Origin of the sequence: Salmonella sp. SAL04214 (assembly GCF_046550615.1) — a bacterium.
Lineage (GTDB): Bacteria > Pseudomonadota > Gammaproteobacteria > Enterobacterales > Enterobacteriaceae > Salmonella > Salmonella enterica.
Genome location: NZ_JBGDXT010000005.1, coordinates 314,341 through 337,995 on the forward strand (window position 1 = coordinate 314,341; position 23,655 = coordinate 337,995).

The 23,655-nt window shown below is 52.5% G+C and carries 23 protein-coding genes, 1 tRNA gene and 1 pseudogene; 16 read left to right on the forward strand and 9 right to left on the reverse strand.

Annotation, left to right across the window (positions count from 1 at the left end):
- Nucleotides 1-90: 90 nt before the first annotated feature.
- From ACLJQD_RS11660 to yejF, 8 genes are all read left to right on the forward strand, one after another.
- Nucleotides 91-1,077: a CobW family GTP-binding protein gene (locus ACLJQD_RS11660; RefSeq protein WP_000169353.1), complete on the forward strand. Its 987-nt coding sequence runs from the start codon at nucleotides 91-93 to the stop codon at nucleotides 1,075-1,077.
- Between the two features lie 29 nt (nucleotides 1,078-1,106).
- Nucleotides 1,107-1,826 carry a phosphatase PAP2 family protein gene (locus ACLJQD_RS11665; RefSeq protein WP_017442010.1) on the forward strand — a complete coding sequence of 240 codons (720 nt, stop codon included), beginning with the start codon at nucleotides 1,107-1,109 and terminating at the stop codon, nucleotides 1,824-1,826.
- Nucleotides 1,827-2,239: 413 nt separating this feature from the next.
- Complete coding sequence (gene mepS, locus ACLJQD_RS11670) at nucleotides 2,240-2,812, forward strand: bifunctional murein DD-endopeptidase/murein LD-carboxypeptidase (RefSeq protein WP_000241015.1); 573 nt, start codon at nucleotides 2,240-2,242, stop codon at nucleotides 2,810-2,812.
- 325 nt (nucleotides 2,813-3,137) lie between these two features.
- Nucleotides 3,138-4,694 carry a cyclic di-GMP phosphodiesterase gene (locus ACLJQD_RS11675; RefSeq protein ID WP_000957763.1) on the forward strand — a complete coding sequence of 519 codons (1,557 nt, stop codon included), beginning with the start codon at nucleotides 3,138-3,140 and terminating at the stop codon, nucleotides 4,692-4,694.
- Between the two features lie 106 nt (nucleotides 4,695-4,800).
- Nucleotides 4,801-6,606: an extracellular solute-binding protein gene (locus ACLJQD_RS11680; protein WP_410967615.1), complete on the forward strand. Its 1,806-nt coding sequence runs from the start codon at nucleotides 4,801-4,803 to the stop codon at nucleotides 6,604-6,606.
- Between the two features lie 9 nt (nucleotides 6,607-6,615).
- A complete protein-coding gene (locus tag ACLJQD_RS11685; protein WP_000501623.1) occupies nucleotides 6,616-7,710 on the forward strand; it encodes a microcin C ABC transporter permease YejB in 1,095 nt (364 codons plus the stop codon).
- Nucleotides 7,710-8,735, forward strand: a complete 1,026-nt coding sequence (locus ACLJQD_RS11690; protein WP_001137753.1) for an ABC transporter permease — start codon at nucleotides 7,710-7,712, stop codon at nucleotides 8,733-8,735. Before ACLJQD_RS11685 ends, ACLJQD_RS11690 begins: the two co-directional genes overlap by 1 nt.
- A gap of 1 nt (nucleotide 8,736) precedes the next feature.
- Nucleotides 8,737-10,326 (forward strand): microcin C ABC transporter ATP-binding protein YejF, encoded by a 1,590-nt coding sequence (gene yejF, locus ACLJQD_RS11695; protein ID WP_000203619.1) that lies wholly within the window; start codon nucleotides 8,737-8,739, stop codon nucleotides 10,324-10,326.
- Between the two features lie 3 nt (nucleotides 10,327-10,329).
- Here the strand turns inward: yejF and ACLJQD_RS11700 are convergent, their stop codons facing one another.
- The 3 genes from ACLJQD_RS11700 to rsuA all read right to left on the reverse strand — a co-directional run bounded on the left by ACLJQD_RS11700 (nucleotide 10,330) and on the right by rsuA (nucleotide 12,978).
- Nucleotides 10,330-10,674 (reverse strand): YejG family protein, encoded by a 345-nt coding sequence (locus tag ACLJQD_RS11700; protein ID WP_001094639.1) that lies wholly within the window; start codon nucleotides 10,672-10,674, stop codon nucleotides 10,330-10,332.
- Between the two features lie 390 nt (nucleotides 10,675-11,064).
- Nucleotides 11,065-12,255, reverse strand: coding sequence for a Bcr/CflA family multidrug efflux MFS transporter (locus ACLJQD_RS11705; RefSeq protein ID WP_000213349.1), 1,191 nt, complete (start codon nucleotides 12,253-12,255; stop codon nucleotides 11,065-11,067).
- Nucleotides 12,256-12,282: 27 nt separating this feature from the next.
- Complete coding sequence (gene rsuA, locus ACLJQD_RS11710; RefSeq protein WP_001234836.1) at nucleotides 12,283-12,978, reverse strand: 16S rRNA pseudouridine(516) synthase RsuA; 696 nt, start codon at nucleotides 12,976-12,978, stop codon at nucleotides 12,283-12,285.
- A 151-nt stretch (nucleotides 12,979-13,129) separates the two neighbouring features.
- On the opposite strand from rsuA, the gene ACLJQD_RS11715 reads away from it, so the two are divergent.
- Both ACLJQD_RS11715 and rplY read left to right on the forward strand, forming a co-directional pair.
- A complete protein-coding gene (locus ACLJQD_RS11715; RefSeq protein ID WP_017442011.1) occupies nucleotides 13,130-14,890 on the forward strand; it encodes a DEAD/DEAH box helicase in 1,761 nt (586 codons plus the stop codon).
- A gap of 124 nt (nucleotides 14,891-15,014) precedes the next feature.
- Nucleotides 15,015-15,299, forward strand: a complete 285-nt coding sequence (rplY, locus tag ACLJQD_RS11720; protein ID WP_000494192.1) for a 50S ribosomal protein L25 — start codon at nucleotides 15,015-15,017, stop codon at nucleotides 15,297-15,299.
- 108 nt (nucleotides 15,300-15,407) lie between these two features.
- Here the strand turns inward: rplY and ACLJQD_RS11725 are convergent, their stop codons facing one another.
- Both ACLJQD_RS11725 and yejK read right to left on the reverse strand, forming a co-directional pair.
- The gene (locus ACLJQD_RS11725) at nucleotides 15,408-16,028 is read right to left on the reverse strand and encodes a hypothetical protein (protein WP_000033429.1); all 621 of its coding nucleotides are present in this window, start codon (nucleotides 16,026-16,028) and stop codon (nucleotides 15,408-15,410) included.
- A 27-nt stretch (nucleotides 16,029-16,055) separates the two neighbouring features.
- The gene (gene yejK / locus ACLJQD_RS11730) at nucleotides 16,056-17,063 is read right to left on the reverse strand and encodes a nucleoid-associated protein YejK (protein WP_000050806.1); all 1,008 of its coding nucleotides are present in this window, start codon (nucleotides 17,061-17,063) and stop codon (nucleotides 16,056-16,058) included.
- Between the two features lie 179 nt (nucleotides 17,064-17,242).
- On the opposite strand from yejK, the gene ACLJQD_RS11735 reads away from it, so the two are divergent.
- From ACLJQD_RS11735 to ACLJQD_RS11755, 5 genes and pseudogenes are all read left to right on the forward strand, one after another.
- The gene (locus ACLJQD_RS11735) at nucleotides 17,243-17,470 is read left to right on the forward strand and encodes a YejL family protein (RefSeq protein WP_001135904.1); all 228 of its coding nucleotides are present in this window, start codon (nucleotides 17,243-17,245) and stop codon (nucleotides 17,468-17,470) included.
- Nucleotides 17,471-17,501: 31 nt separating this feature from the next.
- Complete coding sequence (yejM, locus tag ACLJQD_RS11740) at nucleotides 17,502-19,262, forward strand: LPS biosynthesis-modulating metalloenzyme YejM (protein ID WP_000256155.1); 1,761 nt, start codon at nucleotides 17,502-17,504, stop codon at nucleotides 19,260-19,262.
- Between the two features lie 73 nt (nucleotides 19,263-19,335).
- Nucleotides 19,336-19,412, forward strand: a tRNA-Pro gene (locus ACLJQD_RS11745).
- Nucleotides 19,368-19,460: pseudogene (locus ACLJQD_RS11750) on the forward strand (hypothetical protein); the annotation flags it as partial. The gene ACLJQD_RS11745 and the pseudogene ACLJQD_RS11750, both read left to right, overlap by 45 nt.
- Nucleotides 19,454-19,642 carry a virulence protein gene (locus ACLJQD_RS11755; protein ID WP_023242741.1) on the forward strand — a complete coding sequence of 63 codons (189 nt, stop codon included), beginning with the start codon at nucleotides 19,454-19,456 and terminating at the stop codon, nucleotides 19,640-19,642. The pseudogene ACLJQD_RS11750 and the gene ACLJQD_RS11755, both read left to right, overlap by 7 nt.
- Nucleotides 19,643-19,834: 192 nt before the next feature.
- Here ACLJQD_RS11755 and pagL read toward each other — a convergent pair whose 3' ends face one another.
- The gene (gene pagL, locus ACLJQD_RS11760; protein ID WP_077907253.1) at nucleotides 19,835-20,398 is read right to left on the reverse strand and encodes a lipid A 3-O-deacylase PagL; all 564 of its coding nucleotides are present in this window, start codon (nucleotides 20,396-20,398) and stop codon (nucleotides 19,835-19,837) included.
- 729 nt (nucleotides 20,399-21,127) lie between these two features.
- Between pagL and narP the strand changes: the two genes are divergently transcribed.
- Complete coding sequence (narP, locus tag ACLJQD_RS11765; protein ID WP_001115500.1) at nucleotides 21,128-21,775, forward strand: nitrate/nitrite response regulator protein NarP; 648 nt, start codon at nucleotides 21,128-21,130, stop codon at nucleotides 21,773-21,775.
- 43 nt (nucleotides 21,776-21,818) lie between these two features.
- On the opposite strand, the gene ACLJQD_RS11770 is transcribed toward narP, so the two are convergent.
- From ACLJQD_RS11770 to ACLJQD_RS11780, 3 genes are all read right to left on the reverse strand, one after another.
- Nucleotides 21,819-22,862, reverse strand: a complete 1,044-nt coding sequence (locus ACLJQD_RS11770; protein WP_043856274.1) for a cytochrome c-type biogenesis protein CcmH — start codon at nucleotides 22,860-22,862, stop codon at nucleotides 21,819-21,821.
- Nucleotides 22,859-23,416: a thiol:disulfide interchange protein DsbE gene (gene dsbE, locus ACLJQD_RS11775; protein WP_000828285.1), complete on the reverse strand. Its 558-nt coding sequence runs from the start codon at nucleotides 23,414-23,416 to the stop codon at nucleotides 22,859-22,861. Before dsbE ends, ACLJQD_RS11770 begins: the two co-directional genes overlap by 4 nt.
- The coding region (locus ACLJQD_RS11780; protein WP_272897646.1) for a cytochrome c-type biogenesis CcmF C-terminal domain-containing protein at nucleotides 23,413-23,655 on the reverse strand (243 nt) is incomplete at its 5' end. The genes ACLJQD_RS11780 and dsbE, both read right to left, overlap by 4 nt.

A 23,655-nucleotide genomic window follows, 5' to 3' on the forward strand; every position in this document is an offset into this window, starting at 1 on the left:
ACGACTTCGTCAACTCAGCGCTTCTCTTTTTCACGTTTATTCGCCAGGATTATTAAAGTTGTTATGTTGTATCAATATTCTGGAGCTGACGTGACCAAAACCAATCTTATTACTGGATTTCTCGGTAGCGGAAAAACCACCTCTATCCTTCATTTATTAGCCCATAAAGATCCGGCTGAAAAGTGGGCCGTCCTGGTCAATGAATTTGGCGAAGTGGGTATTGACGGCGCACTGCTTGCCGACAGCGGCGCACTGCTAAAAGAGATCCCCGGCGGCTGCATGTGCTGCGTCAATGGATTGCCTATGCAGGTGGGGCTCAACACGCTGCTGCGCCAGGGCAAACCTGACCGGTTGCTGATTGAACCAACCGGACTGGGACACCCAAAACAGATTCTGGATTTATTAACTGCGCCGGTTTATGAGCCGTGGATTGATTTACGCGCCACGCTCTGCATCCTGGACCCTCGCCTGCTACTGGACCAACAGAGCGTCGCCAATGAAAATTTCCGCGATCAGCTCGCCTCAGCCGATATTATCATCGCCAATAAAACCGATCGCGCCACGGCGCAGAGCGATGCCGCCCTGCAACAGTGGTGGCGACAGTACGGCGGCGATCGCCAACTGATTCATGCCGAACATGGACAGATAGACGGTAAGCTTCTTGATTTACCGCGACAAAATCTGGCGGAACTGCCGGCCAGCGCCGCGCATTCTCACACTCATACCAGTAAAAAAGGACTCGCCGCGCTAAATCTGCCCGCCCAGCAGCGCTGGCGACGCAGCCTCAATAGCGGACAGGGTCATCAGGCCTGCGGCTGGATTTTCGATGCCGATACCGTGTTTGACACCATTGGCCTCCTTGAATGGGCGCGTCTGGCGCCGGTGGGCCGGGTGAAAGGCGTTATGCGCATACAAGAGGGGCTGGTACGCATCAATCGCCAGGGCGATGACCTGCACATCGAAACACAGAGTGTCGCGCCGCCGGACAGCCGGGTTGAACTTATCTCAAACACAGAAACCGACTGGAATACGTTACAGACGGCCTTGTTGAAGCTTCGTTTAGCGACGCACGCGTAAGGTTGCCACCGTTTAAAAACTATGGCGAAATGACGATGAAAACCCGCTATTCCTTGATAATTCTGCTTAATGCCGCCGGTCTGGCGCTGTTTTTGTCATGGTATCTTCCCGTCAATCACGGTTTCTGGTTCACCATTGATTCCGGCATATTCCACTTCTTTAACCAGAAACTGGTGGAAAGCCACGCGTTCCTCTGGTGGGTCGCTATTACCAATAATCGGGCGTTTGACGGCTGTTCGCTGCTGGCGATGGGCGGACTGATGCTCAGTTTCTGGCTAAAAGAAGACGCGTCGGGTCGGCGGCGCATTGTGATAATCGGATTGGTCATGCTGCTAACAGCGGTGGTGCTTAACCAACTCGGTCAGGCGCTGATCCCCGTCAAGCGCGCCAGCCCAACGCTCTCTTTTGAGCATATTTATCGCGTCAGCGAGTTGCTGCACATCCCGACAAAAGACGCGTCAAAAGACAGTTTCCCAGGCGATCACGGTATGATGCTGCTGATATTTTCCGCCTTTATGCTGCGTTATTTCGGCAAAAAGGCGGGGATTATCGCCCTTATTATATTTGTGGTTTTCGCGTTTCCGCGCGTTATGATTGGCGCTCACTGGTTCACCGATATTGTGGTCGGGTCACTCACGGTTATTTTGATTGGCCTCCCCTGGTGGCTGATGACCCCGCTCAGCGACCGGGCGATAGCGCTTTTTGAGAATTATCTCCCGGGTGGAAATAAACAAATTTTAAACAAATAACCCATGCAATTAACATTACCTTCAGCGATAGTTTTACATCGTTGAAGGTAATTTATGATGATATTCCCCCAGCCCATCATTTTTCGGTCATATTATTCCTCTGCAAAATGAACAGGTTGCACGATTTTTAAACGATTTGCGCTTAATTTGACCCGTGCTGATAGTTCACTTTTCGTATCATAAATTCTTATAAAAAATCACGCGAAATCGCTCGCAATGACAGCAACAATCGGGTAATCTCAAACTCGTTTTGCCTCGCCAGATAATTATTCTCATTGCGAATAAATTTGTGCGTTCCGCCACAGATTTGTGCACAAAGAATTGTCTCAAGCTGTGCAGGTAATTAGTCTCATCACGTTTGGCATTTTTATAACGATATTTATCGTTAAGGACTTCAAGGGAAAACAAACAACATGGTCAAATCTCAACCGATTTTGAGATATATTTTGCGCGGGATTCCTGCGATTGCAGTTGCGGTTCTGCTTTCTGCTTGTAGCACAACCACCAATACCGCAAAGAATATGCATTCTGAGACGCATGCTGTGGGCAATAGCGATAGCTCTTCACTGCAAGCCTCTCAGGATGAATTTGAAAATATGGTGCGTAACCTCGACGTTAAGTCGCGGATTATGGATCAGTATGCTGACTGGAAAGGCGTGCGTTACCGCCTTGGCGGCAGCACTAAAAAAGGCGTCGACTGTTCCAGCTTTGTACAGCGCACCTTCCGTGAACAGTTTGGTTTAGAGCTTCCGCGTTCAACCTATGAACAGCAGGAAATGGGCAAAGCGGTTTCACGCAATAACCTGCGTACGGGCGATCTGGTTCTGTTCCGCGCCGGTTCCACTGGTCGTCATGTCGGTATTTATATCGGCAATAACCAGTTTGTCCATGCGTCTACCAGTAGCGGCGTCATTATCTCCAGTATGAACGAACCGTACTGGAAAAAACGCTACAATGAAGCGCGTCGAGTTCTGAGCCGCAGTTAATCTTCATCAGGCAGCACCTCCCTTGGCTTACCTGATGAGACGACATAAAAAGCACTGCTTCGGCAGTGCTTTTGCTTATTATCCCTTCTGAACCCGTTTTACCGAATAGCGACGTGTCGCCTCTTATCCAGCCTACAACACACGAACATAGGCCTGATAAACATAGCGCCATCAGACATTCAGGTCGTTTCCGCCAACGACTACTGCGACAATACGCTTTCCTGCGCATCACAGAAAAGCATGACTATCCGGGGTAATCTAGGCTATAGTCTTATAAATCAACCAGTTTAACCGGCATCCGCCTTTTCAGGTCACACCAGGAATTATGCTTACACGCGACTCCTCTTCCGGTCGGAAAATCCTGCTTACCTGTATCATTACGGGGATGGCGGCAGCATTACTTATTGGTAGCCTGCAATTTTTCCTGTCGTGGCATAAACGGGATGTTAAATACAATACGCTCCTTTCTGATGTACAACATTACCTGGCCAGCTATTTCGCCGACCTGAAAGCCACCACCGATATTCTTCAGCCGTTGACGATCAACACCTGTCAGCAGGTTGGCGCAGAACTCACCTCAAGAGCCGCTTTTAGCCTTAATGTCCGCGCCTTCTTATTGATTAAAGATAAAAAAGTGTTCTGCTCTTCCGCCACTGGCGCCATGAATATGCCGCTTCAGCAACTGGTACCGGATATAGATATCCGCAAAGACGTTGCTATGGCGATTCTGCCCGGCACGCCAATGATGCCCAACAAACCGACAATGGTGATTTGGTATCGAAACCCATTATTAAATGACAGCGGCGTATTCACATCGCTGAATATTAACCTGACGCCCTACTTACTCTATACCACGCGCCAGGACGATTTTAACGGCATCGCGCTGATTGTCGGCAATACCGCGCTGTCGACCTTTTCTTCGCGTCTGCTGACCGTCGCGGAGCTGCCGGGCACGCCATCACGACAGGCAACTATCAACGGCCTGCCGCTTAAAATACAGCTTTATGCCGATAGCTGGACCTACAATGACTTATGGTATGCGTTGATGCTGGGCTGCATTAGCGGCATCGTAGCGGGGTTTATCTGTTACTTTATCTATGCCCTCCGGACACGACCGGGCAAAGAGATTTTAACGGCGATCAAACACGAGCAGTTTTATGTGGTTTATCAGCCCGTCGTCGATACTCGTACGCTGAGCGTCACCGGGCTTGAAGTCTTACTGCGCTGGCGTCACCCTACGGCAGGCGAGATTCCGCCGGATGCCTTTATCCACTATGCCGAAGCGCAGCAACTTATCGTACCGTTAACGCAGCATCTGTTCGAGCTGATCGCCCGCGATGCACCCACGCTACAGAAGGTGATGCCCGTCGGTGCCAAATTTGGCATTAACATCGCGCCGGAACATCTGCACAGCGACAGTTTTAAAGAGGATATGCACCGGCTCAGGGACGCCCTGCCCGCGCACCATTTTCATATCGTGCTGGAAATCACTGAACGCGATATGCTCCAGCAGTATGAAGCGGCCAAACTGTTCGAATGGCTGCATTCCGCCGGGTTTGAAATCGCTATAGATGATTTCGGTACAGGCCATAGCGCCCTGATTTATCTGGAGCGATTTACTTTAGATTATCTGAAAATCGATCGCGGCTTTATCCAGGCGATCGGCACGGAAACCGTCACGTCTCCGGTTCTGGATACCGTGCTGACGCTCTCCAGACGCCTGAATATGCTGACGGTGGCCGAGGGCGTTGAAACGCCGGAGCAGGCCCGTTGGCTACGCGATCACGGTGTTAATTACTTGCAGGGGTACTGGATTAGTCGTCCTTTACCCCTAAAAGATTTCGTGCTGTGGATGTCGGCGCCTTCCGTGCCTGAATGGTAGTCCCCTTACGGTTTTAACGGATTCACATCAGACGCAACGTCACTTATTATTCAGCGAAACGCCTGCCGGTTTGCAGCGGGCAATACGATAAGGAAACCGCCTTCAGATGATTGCGCGCGTAATGCTTCTGCTTGTCGCACTGGTTAGCGCTGGCGCCCAGGCCCAGGAAATCAAAGAAAGCTACGCTTTCGCCGTACTCGGCGAACCTAAGTATGCTTTTAACTTTGATCACTTTGATTATGTGAATCCTGCTGCGCCGAAAGGCGGTCAGATGACGCTTTCCGCCATTGGTACGTTCGATAATTTCAATCGCTATTCGCTGCGCGGCAATCCCGGCGTACGTACCGAAGCCCTTTACGATACGCTTTTTACCACCTCGGATGATGAACCCGGAAGCTATTACCCGCTGATTGCCGACCATGCCCGCTATGCCGCCGACTATTCCTGGGTGGAAATCTCGATTAATCCCCGCGCTCGTTTTCACGATGGCACGCCCATTACCGCCCGCGATGTAGCCTTTACCTTTCATAAGTTTATGACCGAAGGCGTACCGCAGTTCCGTCTGGTCTATAAAGGTACTACCGTGAAGGCGATTGCGCCTTTAACCGTGCGAATTGAGCTGGCGAAGCCTGGTAAAGAAGACATGCTTAGTCTGTTTTCACTACCGATCATGCCCGAAAAATTCTGGAAAAATCACAAACTCAGCGATCCACTTTCAACGCCGCCCTTAGCCAGCGGGCCATACCGGACTACTCAGTGGAAAATGGGCCAGTACATTGTCTATTCACGCGTCAAAAACTACTGGGCGGCTAATCTGCCGGTCAATCGTGGACGTTTTAACCTCGACACTATCCGCTACGATTACTACCTTGATGACAATGTCGCTTTCGAGGCGTTTAAAGCGGGCGCATTTGATCTACGGCTGGAAAACGACGCTAAAAACTGGGCAACGCGCTATATCGGTAAAAATTTCGATAATCATTACATCATTAAAGAAGAGCAGAAAAACGAGTCGGCGCAGGACACACGCTGGCTGGCCTTTAATATTCAGCGCCCGGTATTTAAAGACCGGCGGGTACGTGAAGCTGTCACCCTGGCCTTCGATTTTGAGTGGATGAATAAAGCGCTGTTCTATAATGCCTGGAGCCGAACCAACAGTTACTTCCAGAATACCGAGTACGCCGCCAGAAATTACCCTGACGCCGATGAGCTGGTATTACTCGCGCCGATGAAAAAAGATCTTCCTCCTGAAGTCTTCACCCAGATCTATCAGCCGCCGGTCTCTAACGGCGACGGCTACGATCGCGAAAATCTTCTTAAAGCTGACGCCTTGTTGACGCAGGCCGGATGGGTGATCAACGGACAGCAACGGGTCAATAGCGTCACCGGTAAGCCTCTGACGTTTGAACTTCTCCTTCCTGCCAGCAGTAATAGCCAGTGGGTTCTGCCCTTCCAGCATAATCTTCAGCGTCTGGGCATTACGATGACTATCCGTCAGGTTGATAATTCTCAACTCACCAACCGGATGCGTAGCCGCGACTATGACATGATGCCGAGGCTATGGCGGGCGATGCCCTGGCCCAGCTCCGATCTACAAATCTCATGGGCGTCGGAATACATTGACTCCAGTTATAACGCTCCCGGCGTACAAAGCCCGGTGGTGGATAAACTGATCGCGCAAATTATCGCAGCGCAGGGTGATAAAGCGAAACTGGTGCCGCTGGGACGGGCGCTGGATCGCGTGCTGACCTGGAACTATTACATGCTGCCGATGTGGTATATGGCGCAAGACAGGCTCGCCTGGTGGGATAAATTCTCCCATCCGGCGATTCGCCCGGTATATACCATCGGGTTAGATACCTGGTGGTATGATGTCAACAAAGCCGCCAAACTACCGGCAGCCAGGAGGTAGTAAGAATCAATGGGCGCCTATCTTATCCGCCGTCTGTTACTGGTGATCCCCACGCTATGGGCCATTATTACCATTAACTTTTTTATCGTGCAGATCGCTCCCGGCGGCCCTGTCGATCAGGCGATTGCCGCGATTGAATTTGGCCAGGGCGGCGCGTTGCCCGGCGCCAGCGGCGAAGGCGTTCGCGCCAGTCATGCGCAAACCGGCGTCGGCAATATCAGCGACAGCCATTATCGCGGCGGCCGGGGACTCGATCCGGAGGTGATCGCGGAGATCACCCATCGCTACGGCTTCGACAAACCGCTGCATGAGCGTTATTTCAAGATGCTACGGGACTATCTCTCTTTTGACTTCGGCGACAGTCTGTTTCGCAGCGCATCCGTACTAACGCTGATCAAAGATAGCCTTCCCGTCTCCATTACCCTGGGATTATGGAGCACGCTGATTATTTATCTGGTGTCTATCCCGCTGGGGATCCGCAAAGCCGTCCATAACGGCAGTCGCTTTGATGTGTGGAGCAGCGCGTTTATCATTATCGGTTATGCGATCCCCGCCTTTCTGTTCGCTATTTTATTAATCGTCTTTTTTGCCGGCGGCAGCTACTACGATATCTTTCCGCTACGTGGCCTGGTCTCCGCCAACTTTGACACATTACCGTGGTACCAAAAAATCACCGATTATTTGTGGCATATTACGCTACCGGTGTTGGCGACCGTCATCGGCGGTTTTGCCGCCCTGACGATGCTGACGAAAAATTCGTTTCTCGACGAGGTGCGTAAACAGTATGTCGTTACCGCTCGCGCTAAAGGCGTGAGTGAAAAAAACATTCTCTGGAAACATGTTTTTCGTAACGCCATGCTGCTGGTGATCGCCGGGTTTCCCGCCACTTTTATCAGTATGTTTTTCACCGGCTCGTTGCTAATTGAAGTCATGTTCTCGCTCAACGGCCTGGGGCTGCTGGGTTATGAAGCAACTGTTTCGCGCGACTATCCGGTGATGTTCGGCACGCTTTATATCTTTACCCTGATTGGCTTATTACTGAATATCCTGAGCGATATCAGCTATACGCTGGTCGATCCACGCATTGATTTTGAGGGACGATAATGCCGCGATTAAGCCCGGTCAATCAGGCCCGCTGGGCGCGTTTCCGCCATAATCGCCGGGGCTATTGGTCACTATGGATTTTCCTGGTCATGTTCAGCCTGAGCTTATGTGCGGAACTGATTGCTAACGATAAGCCATTGCTGGTGCGCTATGAAGGCCAGTGGTATTTTCCGCTGGTAAAAAATTACAGCGAGCGCGATTTCGGCGGCCCGCTGGCGACAACGGCAGATTATCAGGACCCCTGGCTACAACGGCAGCTTGAGAATCGGGGCTGGGTGTTGTGGGCCCCCGTACGCTTTGGCGCCAATACCATTAATTTTGCCACCACGCAGCCTTTCCCCTCCCCGCCTTCGGCGAAAAACTGGCTGGGCACCGATGCGAATGGCGGCGACGTTTTCGCCCGCATCCTGTACGGCACCCGCATTTCTATTTTATTCGGTCTGATGTTAACGATTTGCTCCAGCGTCATGGGCGTACTGGCGGGCGCGCTACAGGGCTATTATGGCGGCAAAGTCGATTTATGGGGACAACGTCTCATCGAAGTCTGGTCGGGGATGCCGACCCTGTTTCTGATTATTTTACTTTCCAGCGTAGTGCAGCCTAACTTCTGGTGGCTGCTGGCCATAACCGTACTGTTTGGCTGGATGAGTCTGGTGGGCGTGGTGCGCGCCGAGTTTTTACGGACCCGCAATTTTGACTATATCCGCGCCGCGCAGGCGCTTGGCGTCAGCGATCGGGACATTATCCTGCGCCATATGTTGCCTAATGCGATGGTCGCTACCCTGACATTTTTACCGTTCATTTTATGTAGCTCCATCACCACCCTGACGTCGCTGGATTTTCTGGGATTTGGTCTACCGCTTGGCTCCCCTTCTCTCGGCGAACTTCTTTTACAGGGGAAAAACAACTTACAGGCTCCCTGGCTGGGGATCGCCGCCTTTCTGTCTGTCGCCATTCTGCTATCGCTGCTGATTTTTATCGGCGAAGCGGTACGCGACGCCTTTGATCCTGCTAAGGCGGTATAAGATGACATCTCCATTGCTTGCAATTGAAAATTTATCGGTAGGTTTCCGTCAGCAACAGCACGTACGCCCTGTCGTTAACGCCATTTCGTTACAGGTGAACGCCGGGGAAACGCTGGCGCTGGTCGGCGAGTCCGGGTCAGGAAAAAGCGTGACGGCGCTTTCCATTCTGCGTCTTTTGCCTACCCCTCCCGCCGTCTACCTCTCCGGCGATATTCGCTTTCACGGCGAATCATTGCTTCATGCCAGCGAGCAGACGCTACGCGGCGTACGCGGCAATAAAATCGCCATGATTTTTCAGGAACCGATGGTTTCACTTAACCCACTACATACGCTGGAAAAACAGCTCTATGAAGTGCTGTCGCTCCATCGGGGAATGCGTCGGGAGGCGGCAAGAGCGGAGATGATCGGTTGTCTGGATCGAGTCGGTATCCGCCAGGCGAGCCAGCGTCTGCGCGATTATCCGCATCAGCTTTCCGGCGGCGAACGCCAGCGCGTCATGATAGCCATGGCGCTGTTAACACGGCCGGAATTACTGATCGCCGATGAGCCGACCACCGCCCTCGACGTCTCCGTACAGGCGCAGATTTTATCTCTACTTCGGGAACTCCAGCGCGAGCTCAATATGGGATTGCTGTTTATCACCCATAACCTCAGCATTGTAAAAAAACTGGCGGATTCAGTGGCGGTAATGCAACACGGCAAGTGCGTAGAGAACCAACGCGCCGACACGCTGCTCTCCGCGCCGACCCATCCGTACACGCAAAAACTACTCAACAGCGAACCCACAGGCGATCCGGTTCCGCTCCCCGCCGGGCAGACGCCGTTGCTGGAAGTGGACAGGCTGCGCGTCGCCTTCCCGATCCGCAAAGGCATTCTGAAGCGCGTCGTGGATCATAATGTGGTGGTTAACAATATCAGTTTCACCCTGCATCCAGGCGAAACGCTGGGTCTGGTCGGCGAGTCAGGATCGGGAAAAAGCACCACCGGTCTGGCGCTGTTACGGCTTATCCGCTCCGAAGGCCGCATCGTATTTGACGGTCAATCGCTGGATACGTTAAACCGCCGCCAGCTTTTACCTGTTCGCCACCGTATCCAGGTCGTATTCCAGGACCCGAACTCATCGCTAAACCCGCGTTTAAACGTATTGCAAATTATCGAAGAAGGCCTGCGCGTCCACCAGCCTACGCTTTCAGGCGCGCAGCGCGAACAGCAGGTGAAAGCGGTCATGATGGAAGTCGGCCTGGACCCGGAAACGCGGCATCGTTACCCCGCTGAGTTTTCCGGCGGCCAGCGTCAACGTATCGCCGTCGCCAGGGCGCTGATTTTAAAACCGTCGCTTATTATTCTGGATGAACCGACCTCATCGCTGGATAAAACCGTTCAGGCGCAGATTCTTGCCCTCCTGAAATCGCTCCAGCAAAAGCACCGTCTGGCCTATATCTTCATTAGCCACGATCTGCATGTAGTACGCGCGCTGTGCCATCAGGTTATCGTGCTGCGACAGGGGGAGGTGGTTGAACAGGGGCAATGCGAGCGCGTGTTTACCGCACCGCAACAGGCCTATACGCGTCAGCTACTCGCGTTAAGCTGACGCCTAAAAAGGATTATTGTTAGAAAAAGGTTCCGCTATCGCCACGCCGAAATTTTTCAGCCGACAGGTGGCGGCAAACTCATCCTGACGATTAACGAACAGGCACGGTTCCCCTTCGCACTCCAGCACGGAGCAAGGAACTTCAATATCGCTTAGCGCCTGGCTGAGCTTATGCATCACTGACCACGCGCTATCGCCTGCCGGACTCAACAGTTTAAGCGCCACCAGACTATTCTCGGTGCTCTGCCCGTTTTGCGGAATCGGTTCAACCTTTGACCCCGCAAAACCCGCCGACCAGCGATAGTTTTGCGGCAGACGGTGAACAATTGAGAGCTGTAATGTATTCACTTTCTTTCCCCGGAAGCACAATTACTTCACAATTTACTTACATTTATATTAACACATCATTGACAACCCGTCCTTAAACAGATTGCTAACGCCCTTCTCTCCGTCAGTGGCTCTACAGCAAGCGGGAGTTAAAATAGTTTTACCGACGCGGAGATAGCGGCGGGCTATATGTACCCGTTTCTGCGATCTAACTCAACCTTTTTAACTACAATGATGTGACTTTTTACATAAATGGATTTTACATAAAATAAACATAAAGAAGGAAAATGATGAATTGGTAATTGATATACATCAACTATGAAAGCCGTTTGGCTTTGCCATCGTGTAGCGGATAGCGTCCCCCAACGCCGCCTGCGCATTCTTCGGCGCCATTGAGGGACAGCGCGCCCGTCACCGTTTTTTGGGACGGCTGGCGTAGAGATAAAACAGAATGGAACAGGCGGCGCAAAGCGCAATCGACCAAATCATCGGCCACGCACTGGTAAAGGTAGCCAGCGACAGCAACGCGCCGACGATAGCGCCAATACCAAAGCGGAAAGTGCCCGCCAACGAAGACGCCGTTCCGGCCATATGCGGAAACTCATCCAAAATGACCGCCATCGCATTGGACGAAACCATCGACACACAGCCGACAAACGCCGCAACGCCGACCACCAGCGCCCAGAATCCAATGCCCATCAGCGCGCTGAAAACCATCCACACCGCCATCGCAAACTGAATCCATAGCCCGGCCCGAAACATGTTTAGCGCCCCTACCCGTCTGACAAAACGGCTGTTGATAATCGTCATCACAAACAGAAATACGATGTTCAACGCGAAGTAGTAGCCGAAATCCTGCGGCGGAACATGATTAATTTCGATATAGACAAACGGCCCCGCGCTCAAAAAAGAGAACATACCGGCAAAACTAAACCCGCTCGCCAGCATATAGCTCAGTACGCGTTTGTGGCGAAACAACGCAGCAAAGTTACCTATTGTGGTACGAATATGAAAAGGCTGACGCCGCTCAACGGGCAGCGTCTCTTTAATCAGAGCAAAGATCATGACTGACGCCAGAATCGCCGCAATGGCCAGTATCCAGAAGATATAGTGCCAGCTTAACCATACCAACACCCAGCCGCCAACAATGGGCGCCATTAACGGCGCTATCGTAGTGACCAGCATGACAAATGACATCATGCGCGAAAACTCTTCCTTTGGATAAATATCCCGCATCAGCGCATTGATGACGACGCTTGCCGCCGCAGCCGCCAAACCGTGAAAGAAACGCATCACGATCAGTTGATCGATAGTCTGCGCCAACGCACAGGCGACCGCCGCAGCGGCAAATACCAGCGTCCCGCCCAGGATGACCGGCTTACGCCCGAGGCTATCCGCCATCGGTCCATAGATAAGCTGACCCAGCGCAAACCCCAGAATATAGGTGCTGAGCGTCATCTGCGCGCTACCGGCAGGCACGCCGAATTGCGCAGAAATCACCGGCAGCGCTGGAAGATACATATCAATCGACAGCGGCATTAACATGGCCAACAGGCCAAGGATAAAGACAATGGCAAAGGAAGAGTGCTGCCGGGTGGTCACATCGAACTCCTGAATTTAACGAGATAGTTAGCCGACGCTGGCGATTTCTTCTTCAGTCAACGGGCGGTACTCGCCGGGAGCCAGATTCTCATCCAGCGTAATGGCGCCAATCCGTTCGCGGTGCAGTTCCACAACGCGATTGCCTACTGCGGCAAACATCCGCTTCACCTGATGATAACGGCCTTCGCTGATGGTCAAACGGACCTGCACAGGCGTTATCACCTCCAGCGTAGCGGGTTTAGTGAGATCTTTTTCATTATGCAACTGCACGCCTTTCGCAAATTGCGCTGCCGTATCGTCGGCCACCGGCGACTCCAGGGTCACCAGATAGGTTTTTTCACAGTGATGGCGCGGCGACGTAATGCGGTGCGACCACTGACCGTCATCTGTCATTAACACCAGACCGGTAGTATCGATATCCAGACGTCCTGCGGCATGCAGCTTATACGCCACCGGCTCATCCAGGAAATACAGCACCGTTGGATGATCGGGATCATCGGTTGAACAAACGTATCCCTGCGGCTTGTTAAGCATAAAATAGCGTGGCCCGTGTTGCTGCGCTAAGGGATTGCCATCATACGCAACCGCATGTTCCGGGAGCAGTTTGAAGGCCGCATTTTTAATGATGTCGCCATCGACGGTAACGCGGTTACCACGAATTTCACGCCCGGCAATAGCGCGGCTGACGCCAAGCTGCTGAGCGATAAATTTATCAAGTCGCATGTGTGTGATTTAGCCTGTAATAATACGGAAATCGGGCATTCTACCCGAAAAAAGGGAATTGCTATCCGCTCAGTATAGCGGGCTAACTATATCCCTCAAGGGAAATGATTCATGGCATACTATTCCCGGAACCGTTTAACGTAGTGAGACCATGATTTTTACACTCCGCCCCTACCAGCAAGAAGCCGTAGACGCCACGCTCAGCCACTTTCGCCGCCACCGTACGCCCGCCGTGATTGTTCTGCCGACCGGCGCAGGTAAAAGCCTGGTGATCGCCGAACTGGCGCGCGTCGCCCGCGGACGGGTACTGGTGCTGGCGCATGTGAAAGAGCTGGTCGCGCAGAACCACGCCAAATATTGCGCGCTGGGGCTGGAAGCGGATATTTTCGCCGCCGGACTCAAACGTAAAGAGAATCAGGGCAAAGTCGTGTTCGGCAGCGTACAGTCGGTGGCGCGTAATCTTGACGCCTTCCAGGAGGAGTTTTCGCTGTTGATTGTCGATGAATGCCACCGCATCGGTGACGATGAAGACAGTCAGTATCAGCAAATCCTCACTCACCTGAGTAAAGTTAATCCTCACTTACGTCTGCTTGGGCTCACCGCCACGCCTTTTCGCCTCGGAAAAGGCTGGATTTATCAATTTCATTATCACGGTATGGTGCGCGGCAACGACAACGCTCTGTTTCGCGACTGTATTTATGAACTGCCGCTGCGCTATATGATTAAACACGGCTATCTGACGCCGCCTGAGCGGCTTGATATGCCAGTGGTCCAATACGATTTCAGCCGCCTGCAGGCCCAAAGCAATGGGCTGTTCAGCGAAGCCGACCTGAACCGCGAGCTGAAAAAGCAGCAGCGGATTACGCCGCACATCATCAGCCAGATTATGGAATTTGCGCAAACGCGCAAAGGCGTGATGATTTTCGCCGCCACGGTCGAACATGCGAAAGAGATTGTCGGTCTACTTCCGGCGGACGACGCGGCGCTGATTACCGGTGATACGCCAGGGCCCGAGCGCGACGCGCTGATTGATAATTTCAAGGCGCAGCGTTTTCGCTATCTGGTTAACGTCTCGGTGCTGACCACCGGCTTTGACGCCCCACACGTTGATCTCATCGCGATTCTACGTCCCACCGAGTCAGTTAGTCTTTACCAACAAATTGTCGGGCGTGGTCTGCGCCTTGCGCCGGGAAAGACCGATTGCCTGATTCTTGATTACGCAGGCAACCCGCACGACCTGTATGCCCCCGAGGTCGGTAGCCCGAAGGGAAAAAGCGATAACGTCCCTGTCCAGGTATTTTGCCCGGCCTGCGGCTTTGCCAACACCTTCTGGGGGAAAACCACTGCCGACGGCACGCTGATTGAACACTTTGGCCGTCGCTGCCAGGGCTGGTTTGAGGATGACGACGGCCATCGCGAGCAGTGCGATTTTCGCTTTCGCTTCAAAAACTGCCCGCAGTGTAATGCCGAAAACGATATTGCCGCCCGACGCTGCCGGGAATGTGACGCCATTCTGGTCGACCCGGACGATATGTTAAAAGCGGCGCTCAGGCTCAAGGATGCGTTAGTCCTGCGCTGTAGCGGAATGACGATGCAGCATGGGCAGGATGAGAAAGGCGAATGGCTGAAAATCACTTACTATGACGAGGACGGCGCGGATGTCAGTGAGCGCTTCCGCTTGTACACGCCCGCCCAGCGTACCGCTTTCGAACAGCTATTTATTCGCCCGCATACGCGCACGCCCGGCGTTCCTTTACGCTGGATCACGGCGGCGGATATTGTCGCGCAGCAGGCGCTGTTGCGGCATCCCGATTTTGTGGTCGCGCGGATGAAAGGCCAGTACTGGCAGGTGCGTGAAAAAGTGTTCGACTATGAAGGCCGCTTCCGCCGGGCGCACGAATTACGTGGTTAATTGTACTTTTCATTGATGTAACGGCGATTTGAGTATAGAATCCCGCCCGCCTTTGCATACGCAAAGCAGATCACTTACCTGTTGCTGGGTCGCCTGTAGCAGGAATTATTAAAGAGAGATTTAAATGTTTACTATCAACGCAGAAGTACGTAAAGAGCAGGGTAAGGGTGCGAGCCGCCGCCTGCGCGCCGCTAACAAGTTCCCGGCAATCATCTACGGCGGTTCTGAAGCCCCGATTGCTATCGAACTGGACCACGACCAGGTGATGAACATGCAAGCTAAAGCTGAATTCTACAGCGAAGTTCTGACCCTCGTTGTTGACGGTAAAGAAGTAAAAGTTAAAGCTCAGGCTGTACAGCGTCACGCTTACAAACCGAAGCTGACTCACATCGACTTCGTTCGCGCGTAATCGCCTGGAAGTTGAAGAAAAACCCCGCCCCGGCGGGGTTTTTTTATGCGTTTAATTGAATTTGACGACATGCAGAGCAACGAGAACCCACTTTGCTTTTCTGCTTTCTTACACCTCGCCACATTCAATTAGCGCCTCCCCTAATCGAGGATCTGTAGTTTCCGCCGCGGTATTCATACCTTTAAGCCGATTGAATAATGCCCGTTGACGAACGCTGGCACTTTCCGGTTTCCATGGCAAAATTCGTATTGGTATAGTTTGCCCGTCATTCAACGCATCAAATACCTTTTCATTGGTCAGTAAGTCGCCGCAGCTCCATGTCTTGCTATCAAACTGAAAATCAAATAAGACATGGAGCTCCAGTTCATCTACACGCACTTGACGCTTTGCATTATCGATGCGTATTTCCACCTTCTCTTTATGCGTCAAAGTTGCATCAAGATTGAGTCCATACCGTTTCAACTGCCCCTTGTCGTAATAGTAACGTATGCTGGACCAGGTTGATTTAAAAGCAAATCCAGTAATGAATAAACCACTTAACAAGAACAGTGGGCATATGAACAAGCTCAGTAACCAGTTGGCACCATAAGTATAAAACAGTACCAACGAGAGAACGGTGAACACCATGCCGAGCACCAACATCATCAAAAATGCGACAATGTGCGCATACAAAACCTGCCGAAATAAACTGAAATTAACAGGCGGCTTCTGTCGTATTCCTTTACTCACTACGGCGTCCTTTTATGTCGTATGCCTTTATTTCCCGCCCGACGTGCGTCGCTGCAACTGGTCGCGCAGATTCGGCGGCGTCCCTTTGATAGTCAGGGTATCGGTCGCCGGGTCCCAGAAAATCCGCTCGCCCAGCAGCATCGCATCAAAGTTAATCGTTAACCCGCCGCCGCTGCCGGCATATTTGGTTAGCTGGCGCAGCGTACTGCGATCCGCCGGAAAGCTCTCTTCCAGCTCATAGCCTTTTTCGGCGGTAAATTCGCTGAAGCTGACTTCACTGACGCCGGAAAGCTCTTTAGATAGGGACTCCAGCTCAATCTCTTCCCCGGCTTGTAATTGCTCGTTGCAGTAGCTGTACACCTGCTGGCGCACGTTCTGACGTTCTGCTTTATCCAACTGCGCTTCTGCGGTGAAATCATCCACTGCCTGCAACAGGCCGCGATTCTGCGCTTTGGCGTTCAACCCTTCGCTGGCGCCGAGGAAATCCATAAAGAAGTCAGCGACCTTGCGCCCTACCCGACCTTTCAGGAACGTCAGATAGCGGGTCGATTGCGGATTAGTTTCCCACTCGGTAAGATCGATACGCGCCACGATATCCGCATGGTTGATATCAAGATAATGCGTCGGGTTAATGTCCAGATTTTCATTGACCCGCATACTGCTCAGGTTGTTCAGTACCGTAACCAGCAGATACTCCACCGCCAGGTAACGATAATGGCAGAACAATACAATGCCGCCGTCCGCAAAGGGATATTTCGCCAGTTCGTCACGCAGGCGTCCGGTCGCCGCCCGGCTAAAGGCAAGAAAATCTTCTTCCCCCTGACGTTGCAACCGCAGCGCTTGCGCCAGTTCACTCTCTTCATTAAACAGGCCATACGCCTTATTCTTGGCGCTATAGACCCGATGCAGTTCAGCCACCATCTCGACAACGGTGGTTGTCGGCTCCAGCAATGAATCGCGCAAGACCAGCTCAAGATTTTGCTCATCGCGCTTGATAAGCTGGTGCAGGGCAATCTGGTTGATATCCAGACTCATGATAAACTCTCCTTTAAGACCGGGCGGTATTCAACCACCGCCTGCCGGAAGACGCAAGCAATCGCCCTGTCATTTCAGGCGTTATCCGTAACGCGAATGATTTAGGGGATAAAAATGCAGAAAAAAAACTGTTGCTACGGTAATATGTTGCCCTTTCATGAACAAACAGATTTTGATTTATGCCACAACTCTCCCGCTATAGTGATGAACATGTTGAACAACTGCTGAGCGAACTGCTCAGTGTACTGGAAAAACATAAGGCGCCGACCGATCTTTCCCTGATGGTGCTGGGAAATATGGTCACCAACCTTATCAACACCAGCGTTGCGCCGGCTCAACGCCAGGCGATTGCGAACTCTTTTGCCCGCGCCTTGCAGTCTTCGATTAGCGAAGACAACGCGCACTAAAAAGCCGACTCCGGAGAAACAAGCGACAGGTATGGTAACTCATCGTCAGCGCTACCGTGAAAAAGTCTCCCAGATGGTTAGCTGGGGGCACTGGTTCGCTCTGTTCAATATACTGTTGGCTACGTTGCTCGGCAGCCGTTACCTGTTTGTCGCCGACTGGCCGACAACGCTTGCGGGTCGCATATACTCCTACCTGAGCATTGTCGGGCACTTTAGCTTTCTGGTGTTCGCCACCTATTTGCTTATTCTTTTTCCGCTCACGTTTATCGTGATGTCCCAGCGGCTGATGCGGTTTTTATCAGCCATTCTGGCGACCGCGGGTATGACGTTGTTGCTTATCGACAGCGAAGTCTTTACCCGTTTTCACCTGCATCTTAATCCCATTGTCTGGGAGCTGGTCATCAACCCTGACCAGAACGAAATGGCGCGCGACTGGCAGCTTATGTTTATTAGCGTGCCGGTTATCTTATTGATTGAGATGCTATTTGCGACATGGAGTTGGCAAAAGCTGCGCAGTCTCACGCGCCGTCGCCATTTCGCAAGGCCGCTTGCGGCATTCTTTTTCGTCTCCTTTATCGCATCGCATCTTATCTACATCTGGGCAGACGCTAATTTTTACCGGCCGATTACCATGCAGCGGGCAAACCTGCCGCTCTCTTATCCGATGACGGCGCGACGTTTTCTTGAAAAACACGGTCTGCTGGATGCGCAGGAATATCAGCGCCGTCTGGTAGAGCAAGGCAATCCGGAAGCGGTCTCCGTACAGTACCCGCTCAGCAATTTGCACTATCGCGATATGGGCACCGGTCAGAATGTGCTGCTCATTACCGTAGACGGCCTTAACTATTCTCGCTTTGAGAAGCAGATGCCGGAGCTGGCTACATTTGCCGAGCAAAACATCGACTTCACCCGTCATATGAGTTCAGGGAATACCACTGATAACGGTATTTTCGGCCTGTTCTATGGCATATCGCCAGGCTATATGGATGGCGTGTTATCCACCAGAACCCCTGCGGCGCTCATTACCGCGTTGAATCAGCAAGGCTACCAACTGGGACTGTTTTCTTCGGATGGCTTCGCCAGCCCGCTTTACCGTCAGGCATTACTGTCCGATTTCTCGATGCCGACAGCGCAGACGCAGTCTGATGCGCAAACGGCCAGCCAGTGGATAGACTGGCTTGGACGCTACGCACAGGAAGATAACCGCTGGTTCTCATGGGTATCGTTTAACGGTACTAACATTGATGACAGTAATCAGAAGAATTTTGTTAAGCGTTACGCTAGCGCCGCCAGCGACGTGGATGCGCAAATCAATCGGGTTCTGAACGCGCTGCGAGAGGCCGGTAAATTCGACAATACCGTCGTGATCATTACCGCAGGACGCGGAATACCGTTGACGCCGGAAGAAAATCGCTTCGACTGGTCGCAAGGTCATCTGCAAGTACCGCTGGTGATCCACTGGCCGGGGACGCCTGCGCAGCGTATTAATGTGCTTACCGATCATACCGATGTGATGACCACGTTGATGCAACGCCTGTTACATGTCAGCACGCCAGCGAACGAATATTCACAGGGCCAGGACATCTTTACCGTTCCACGTCGTCATAACTGGGTAACGGCGGCAGACGGCAGTACGCTGGCAATCACGACGCCGCAAATGACCCTGGTGCTCAATAATAACGGTCATTATCAGACCTATGACTTACACGGCGAGAAGATCAAAGATCAGAAGCCGCAGCTCAGTCTGCTGCTGCAAGTGCTAACAGAAGAGAAACGTTTTATCGCTAACTGATTAATTATAAATCAGTTAGCACCGTTTCCCCTTGCATTCGCGTTGGAAAGAGGTAGTATTAGCACCCACAAGTCGGCACGTAGCGCAGCCTGGTAGCGCACCGTCATGGGGTGTCGGGGGTCGGAGGTTCAAATCCTCTCGTGCCGACCAAAATTCCCCTTAAAAACCAGCCTCTCAGGGCTGGTTTTTTTATGCCTACAATTAAAAAGTTAGCTGATGCCAGAGACGTTATTTTACATGAACTGATCGGACACCTTTCTTGTGCAGTGGTCAACGTAAAGTCAATGCAGGCAAATAACGTAAACCATGTTTGTACTAAAACAGAAAAAGCGCATCTACACCCTATGCTGGAAGAAATGTTTGTAGTGGCAGGTAAATGAGTAAGCAATCTGTCGCAGCAATAATAAAACGTTCTGGTAAGGTAAACGGCCTACCACTTCTTTGTCACTAACAATTAGCCTCCCTGTCGCCATAGGGCCGATAATGATCGGCTAGTCACAACACGTTTTTGTAGACAACGTACGGTGATGAATTACTCCTTCAGCCAGCAACTCGCTAATTGTTATTCAACTTCAGAAATTATAACTAATTGAAGCACCTACAAAATTATGCCCTGAATTTTTATCCGTGAGTGATCCATTCGAGAAATGCCGGATATAAGCTTCTGTAGAAAAGGCCCCAAAGTTCCAGCCAAGAAACGCTTTTTCTCCAAAGGTAAATGCAGAATTAACACGCATATCATCTCGCGACTTAGATTTTATATAAGCCCCCAGACCAATACCGGTATAGATACCAGCGAAATGAACCAGCGCCACATCCTTCGAGATACCCAATACGCCCTGGTTATATTTATTGCAGGGAACGCTGCCAGAATGTTTACTGCAATCATCGCTACCCTTAGCCTTAAATCCTCCTAACTCCAGATTATTTCTTGCCTGTAAAAAGAAAAAATCGCTGGGTTCACTGTATGTCAGAAAAGCCGTATATAAGTGCTCAACCCCTCCTCTTCTTATACTTTCTCCCGCAGCAAAAGAGATCTGATGCTTGTTGCCCTTGCCAAAAAAAACATTATCATTAGCAGAACATGCGAATGTACAAAGTAATAATATATATATAAATATTCTCTTCATATACACTCCACCACTATTTCAATGTCAATAGTTATTTTTAACTGGCTAACATATTTAAAATTTTCTACGCCACGCTTACGCTCACAGAAACGGCTGATATAGCATCCACACTACGCTCTCCCCTTGAGTCGCCCCAACGGGTGCTCAAAACGCCGCGAGAGTTGTTCAGGCACATCCAGGATAAGTTATAAGTGAATGACTCTCATTCCTGACCACATTTTCATTTATGATAAGAATATCGTCAGAATCTCTTTATCGCATAAAAATACCTCTGCTATTGACTTAATATTTAATTTAACAGATGTCGCGGTTTATTCGTTCTGCTCAGATGTATTTCATTAACATTAATAAAACCATAAATAAATTCAATTAAAATAATTTGTTAATAATGAAAAGCTTTAGACGCTATGACTTTTAATAAGGAATTTCCTGCCAGTAAAGATAGTCTGGACTTACGGGGGCAAGGGCGCAGCTACATATGCCACACTTCTGTTATGTCACATTGTCCGAAAAAAGCGTCCAGACCAGTATTCAACTTCAGGGAGTATTCTGTTTTCTCTCACAACGGGTTGTTTTATCCTTTCTATCGTTCAGCTAATTACTAGCCTGTCACAGGTTTTACTACTTACCCATGCACTAATTAGGGTAAAATTTACGCGCTTGACAATGTGGCAAATCTGGACGATTTCCGCGCTGAAAACAATAATCATTCTAATAAAACTCAGGAGATATAGCATGCCTGAAGTAACACCTTTTCAGGTGCTTATTGTGGACGACCATCCACTTATGCGGCGAGGTATTCGTCAATTACTGGAACTGGACCCGGCTTTTTATGTCGTTGCCGAAGCGGGTGACGGGGCGAGTGCGATCGATCTGGCGAATCGCATTGAGCCCGATCTGATCCTGCTGGATCTGAATATGAAAGGTCTGAGCGGGTTAGATACCCTGAACGCGCTACGCCGGGATGGTGTGACGGCGCAAATTATTATTCTTACCGTCTCGGATTCCGCCAGCGACATCTACGCGCTGATCGACGCCGGCGCCGACGGTTATCTGCTCAAAGATAGCGATCCGGAAGTGCTGCTGGAGGCCATTCGCAAAGGCGCTAACGGCGGTAAAGTCTTTAGCGATCGGGTCAATGAATATCTGCGTGAGCGCGAACGGTTTGGCGCGCAGGAAGATCCCTTTAGTATCCTGACCGAACGAGAGTTAGATGTCTTGCATGAGCTGGCGCAGGGGCTTTCTAACAAACAGATTGCGTCAGTACTGAATATTTCTGAGCAGACGGTTAAGGTGCACATTCGTAATCTACTTCGCAAACTAAACGTGCGCTCGCGCGTCGCGGCGACCATTCTATTTTTACAAACACGCGGAATGCAGTAACAAGCCAGGCCCGGTGGCGCCACGCCACCGGGCCGTCAGGGTCTTATTTCTCCTGCGCCAGCCGGATACTGCGCTCTATCACCGCCCGCCGGGCGTCACCCGCCGGCAGCAGCTTCAGCATCATCTCCCAGGCCGCCACCGCCTCGCCGAAACGCTGCTGCTCAAAGGCGTTAAACGCATACAGGCTTAACACCCGGATATCCGTGTGGTCACGGCTCACCAGCCGGCGCAGCAGCTCCCCGCCGCGGCGGTTATCCTCCGGGTCGGACGAGCGCGTCAGCGCCTCCGCGTAGCCCAGCGCCGCATCGCGGTTTTTCGGGTCCAGACGGTAAGCATTCGCATAGGCCCCGGTGGCGGTACCGGCATTACCCAGTACCATACCGGTGCGCCCCAGCATGAGCCAGCCCTCAACATTGCCGGCATCATTCTGCAGGCGGGTGCGCAGCCCCAGCGCCAGCCGCGCCATCTCCTCCTCATTCAGCGGCTGCGCCGTCGGGTCCAGCGCCCGCGCCAGCAGTCCCGGCGTCTGCGCCGTTGCCTGCTGCCAGGCCCTCACCTGCGGATAGCTGCCGGTCAGGGCGTAGCTGCCGGCACCGACCGCCAGCGCAATGACGGCCCCCGGCACGTAAACGCCCCACCCGGCGCGCGCGCCGCAAACCGGGGTGTCCGCCGGCAGCGGCTCCCGGCGCAGGCGCACCCGCCGGCGCGTGCGGGCGACGATTATCCACCCGCCCGCCACGATGGCAGCCAGCGGCAGCACCCACAGCAGCACCGTCAGCGGGGTCAGCGGCGGGTCGTAGGTGACGAAGTTGCCGTAGCGCGCCACCATGTAATCGATGATTTCCTGGCGGCTCTTCCCCTCCTGCATCAGGTCATACACCCTGCGGCGCATGTCGGTGGCTATCATCGCGTTCGAGTCCGCAATGCTGTTGTTCTGGCATTTCGGGCAGCGCAGCTGCTCCGTGAGCTGGCGGAACTGCTGCTCCTGCGCTTCATCTTTAAACGGCATCACGTCGGTGGTTGCCCGCGCTGACCCGGCGATAACCAGCGCCAGCATCAGCATCACCATGCCCGGTAACAGTCTCATTGCGCCGCCTCCCGGCTGTATCTGTCCCACAGCGGTTTCAGTTCACTTTCCCATACCCGGGCATTCAAATCGCCCGCATGGCGGTAACGGATAATCCCCCTGCCGTCGATGAGGAAGGTTTCCGGCGCGCCGTACACGCCCAGGTCCAGCCCCAGCATCCCGTCGCTGTCCGATAAACTCAGCGCATACGGGTTGCCCAGTTCCTTTAACCAGGCCACCGCCTTCGCCCGGTCGTCCTTATAGTTCAGCCCCACCACCCGGATACCCTGCGCAGAAAGCTGGTTCAGGTACTGATGCTCGGCGCGGCAGGTCGGGCACCAGGTGGCCCAGACGTTAAGCAGCACCGGTTTCCCCTGCGTCAGCACCTCCGCCTCATAGTACTGACCCGGTGTCTCCAGCGATTCCAGGCGGAACGCCGGCACCGGCTTTCCGGTCAGCGCCGATTCGAGATTCGTCGGGTCATCGCCCTCAGCGTTGCGCGCCAGCTGCCACAGCAGCGCCGCGGCAATCAGCAGAAAAATCAGCAGCGGTAATAACAGTACGTTGCGTTTCATCCGGCCTCCGGCAATGGTTTACGGCGGCGGTAGCGCGGGTCCGCCAGGCACAGCAGTCCGCCCAGCGCCATCAGCAGCCCCCCGGCCCATATCCAGCGGACAAACGGTTTGTAGTACAGGCGCACGGCCCACGCGCCGTTGTCCAGCTCCTCCCCGAGCGCGGCGTACAGGTCTCGGGTCAGCCCGCCGTCAATCGCCGCCTCGGTCATCACCATCCGGCTGGTGTTGTAGAGCCGTTT

Excerpts from the sequence above, each read along its gene's own strand:
- ACLJQD_RS11665 (WP_017442010.1), top strand. The coding sequence starts at position 1,107 with ATGACGATGAAAACCCGCTATTCCTTGATAATTCTGCTTAATGCCGCC.
- mepS (WP_000241015.1), top strand. The coding sequence starts at position 2,240 with ATGGTCAAATCTCAACCGATTTTGAGATATATTTTGCGCGGGATTCCT.
- ACLJQD_RS11675 (WP_000957763.1), top strand. The coding sequence starts at position 3,138 with ATGCTTACACGCGACTCCTCTTCCGGTCGGAAAATCCTGCTTACCTGT.
- ACLJQD_RS11680 (WP_410967615.1), top strand. The coding sequence starts at position 4,801 with ATGATTGCGCGCGTAATGCTTCTGCTTGTCGCACTGGTTAGCGCTGGC.
- ACLJQD_RS11685 (WP_000501623.1), top strand. The coding sequence starts at position 6,616 with ATGGGCGCCTATCTTATCCGCCGTCTGTTACTGGTGATCCCCACGCTA.
- ACLJQD_RS11690 (WP_001137753.1), top strand. The coding sequence starts at position 7,710 with ATGCCGCGATTAAGCCCGGTCAATCAGGCCCGCTGGGCGCGTTTCCGC.
- yejF (WP_000203619.1), top strand. The coding sequence starts at position 8,737 with ATGACATCTCCATTGCTTGCAATTGAAAATTTATCGGTAGGTTTCCGT.
- rsuA (WP_001234836.1), bottom strand. The coding sequence starts at position 12,978 with ATGCGACTTGATAAATTTATCGCTCAGCAGCTTGGCGTCAGCCGCGCT.
- ACLJQD_RS11715 (WP_017442011.1), top strand. The coding sequence starts at position 13,130 with ATGATTTTTACACTCCGCCCCTACCAGCAAGAAGCCGTAGACGCCACG.
- rplY (WP_000494192.1), top strand. The coding sequence starts at position 15,015 with ATGTTTACTATCAACGCAGAAGTACGTAAAGAGCAGGGTAAGGGTGCG.
- yejK (WP_000050806.1), bottom strand. The coding sequence starts at position 17,063 with ATGAGTCTGGATATCAACCAGATTGCCCTGCACCAGCTTATCAAGCGC.
- ACLJQD_RS11735 (WP_001135904.1), top strand. The coding sequence starts at position 17,243 with ATGCCACAACTCTCCCGCTATAGTGATGAACATGTTGAACAACTGCTG.
- yejM (WP_000256155.1), top strand. The coding sequence starts at position 17,502 with ATGGTAACTCATCGTCAGCGCTACCGTGAAAAAGTCTCCCAGATGGTT.
- ACLJQD_RS11755 (WP_023242741.1), top strand. The coding sequence starts at position 19,454 with ATGCCTACAATTAAAAAGTTAGCTGATGCCAGAGACGTTATTTTACAT.
- narP (WP_001115500.1), top strand. The coding sequence starts at position 21,128 with ATGCCTGAAGTAACACCTTTTCAGGTGCTTATTGTGGACGACCATCCA.
- ACLJQD_RS11770 (WP_043856274.1), bottom strand. The coding sequence starts at position 22,862 with ATGAGACTGTTACCGGGCATGGTGATGCTGATGCTGGCGCTGGTTATC.
- dsbE (WP_000828285.1), bottom strand. The coding sequence starts at position 23,416 with ATGAAACGCAACGTACTGTTATTACCGCTGCTGATTTTTCTGCTGATT.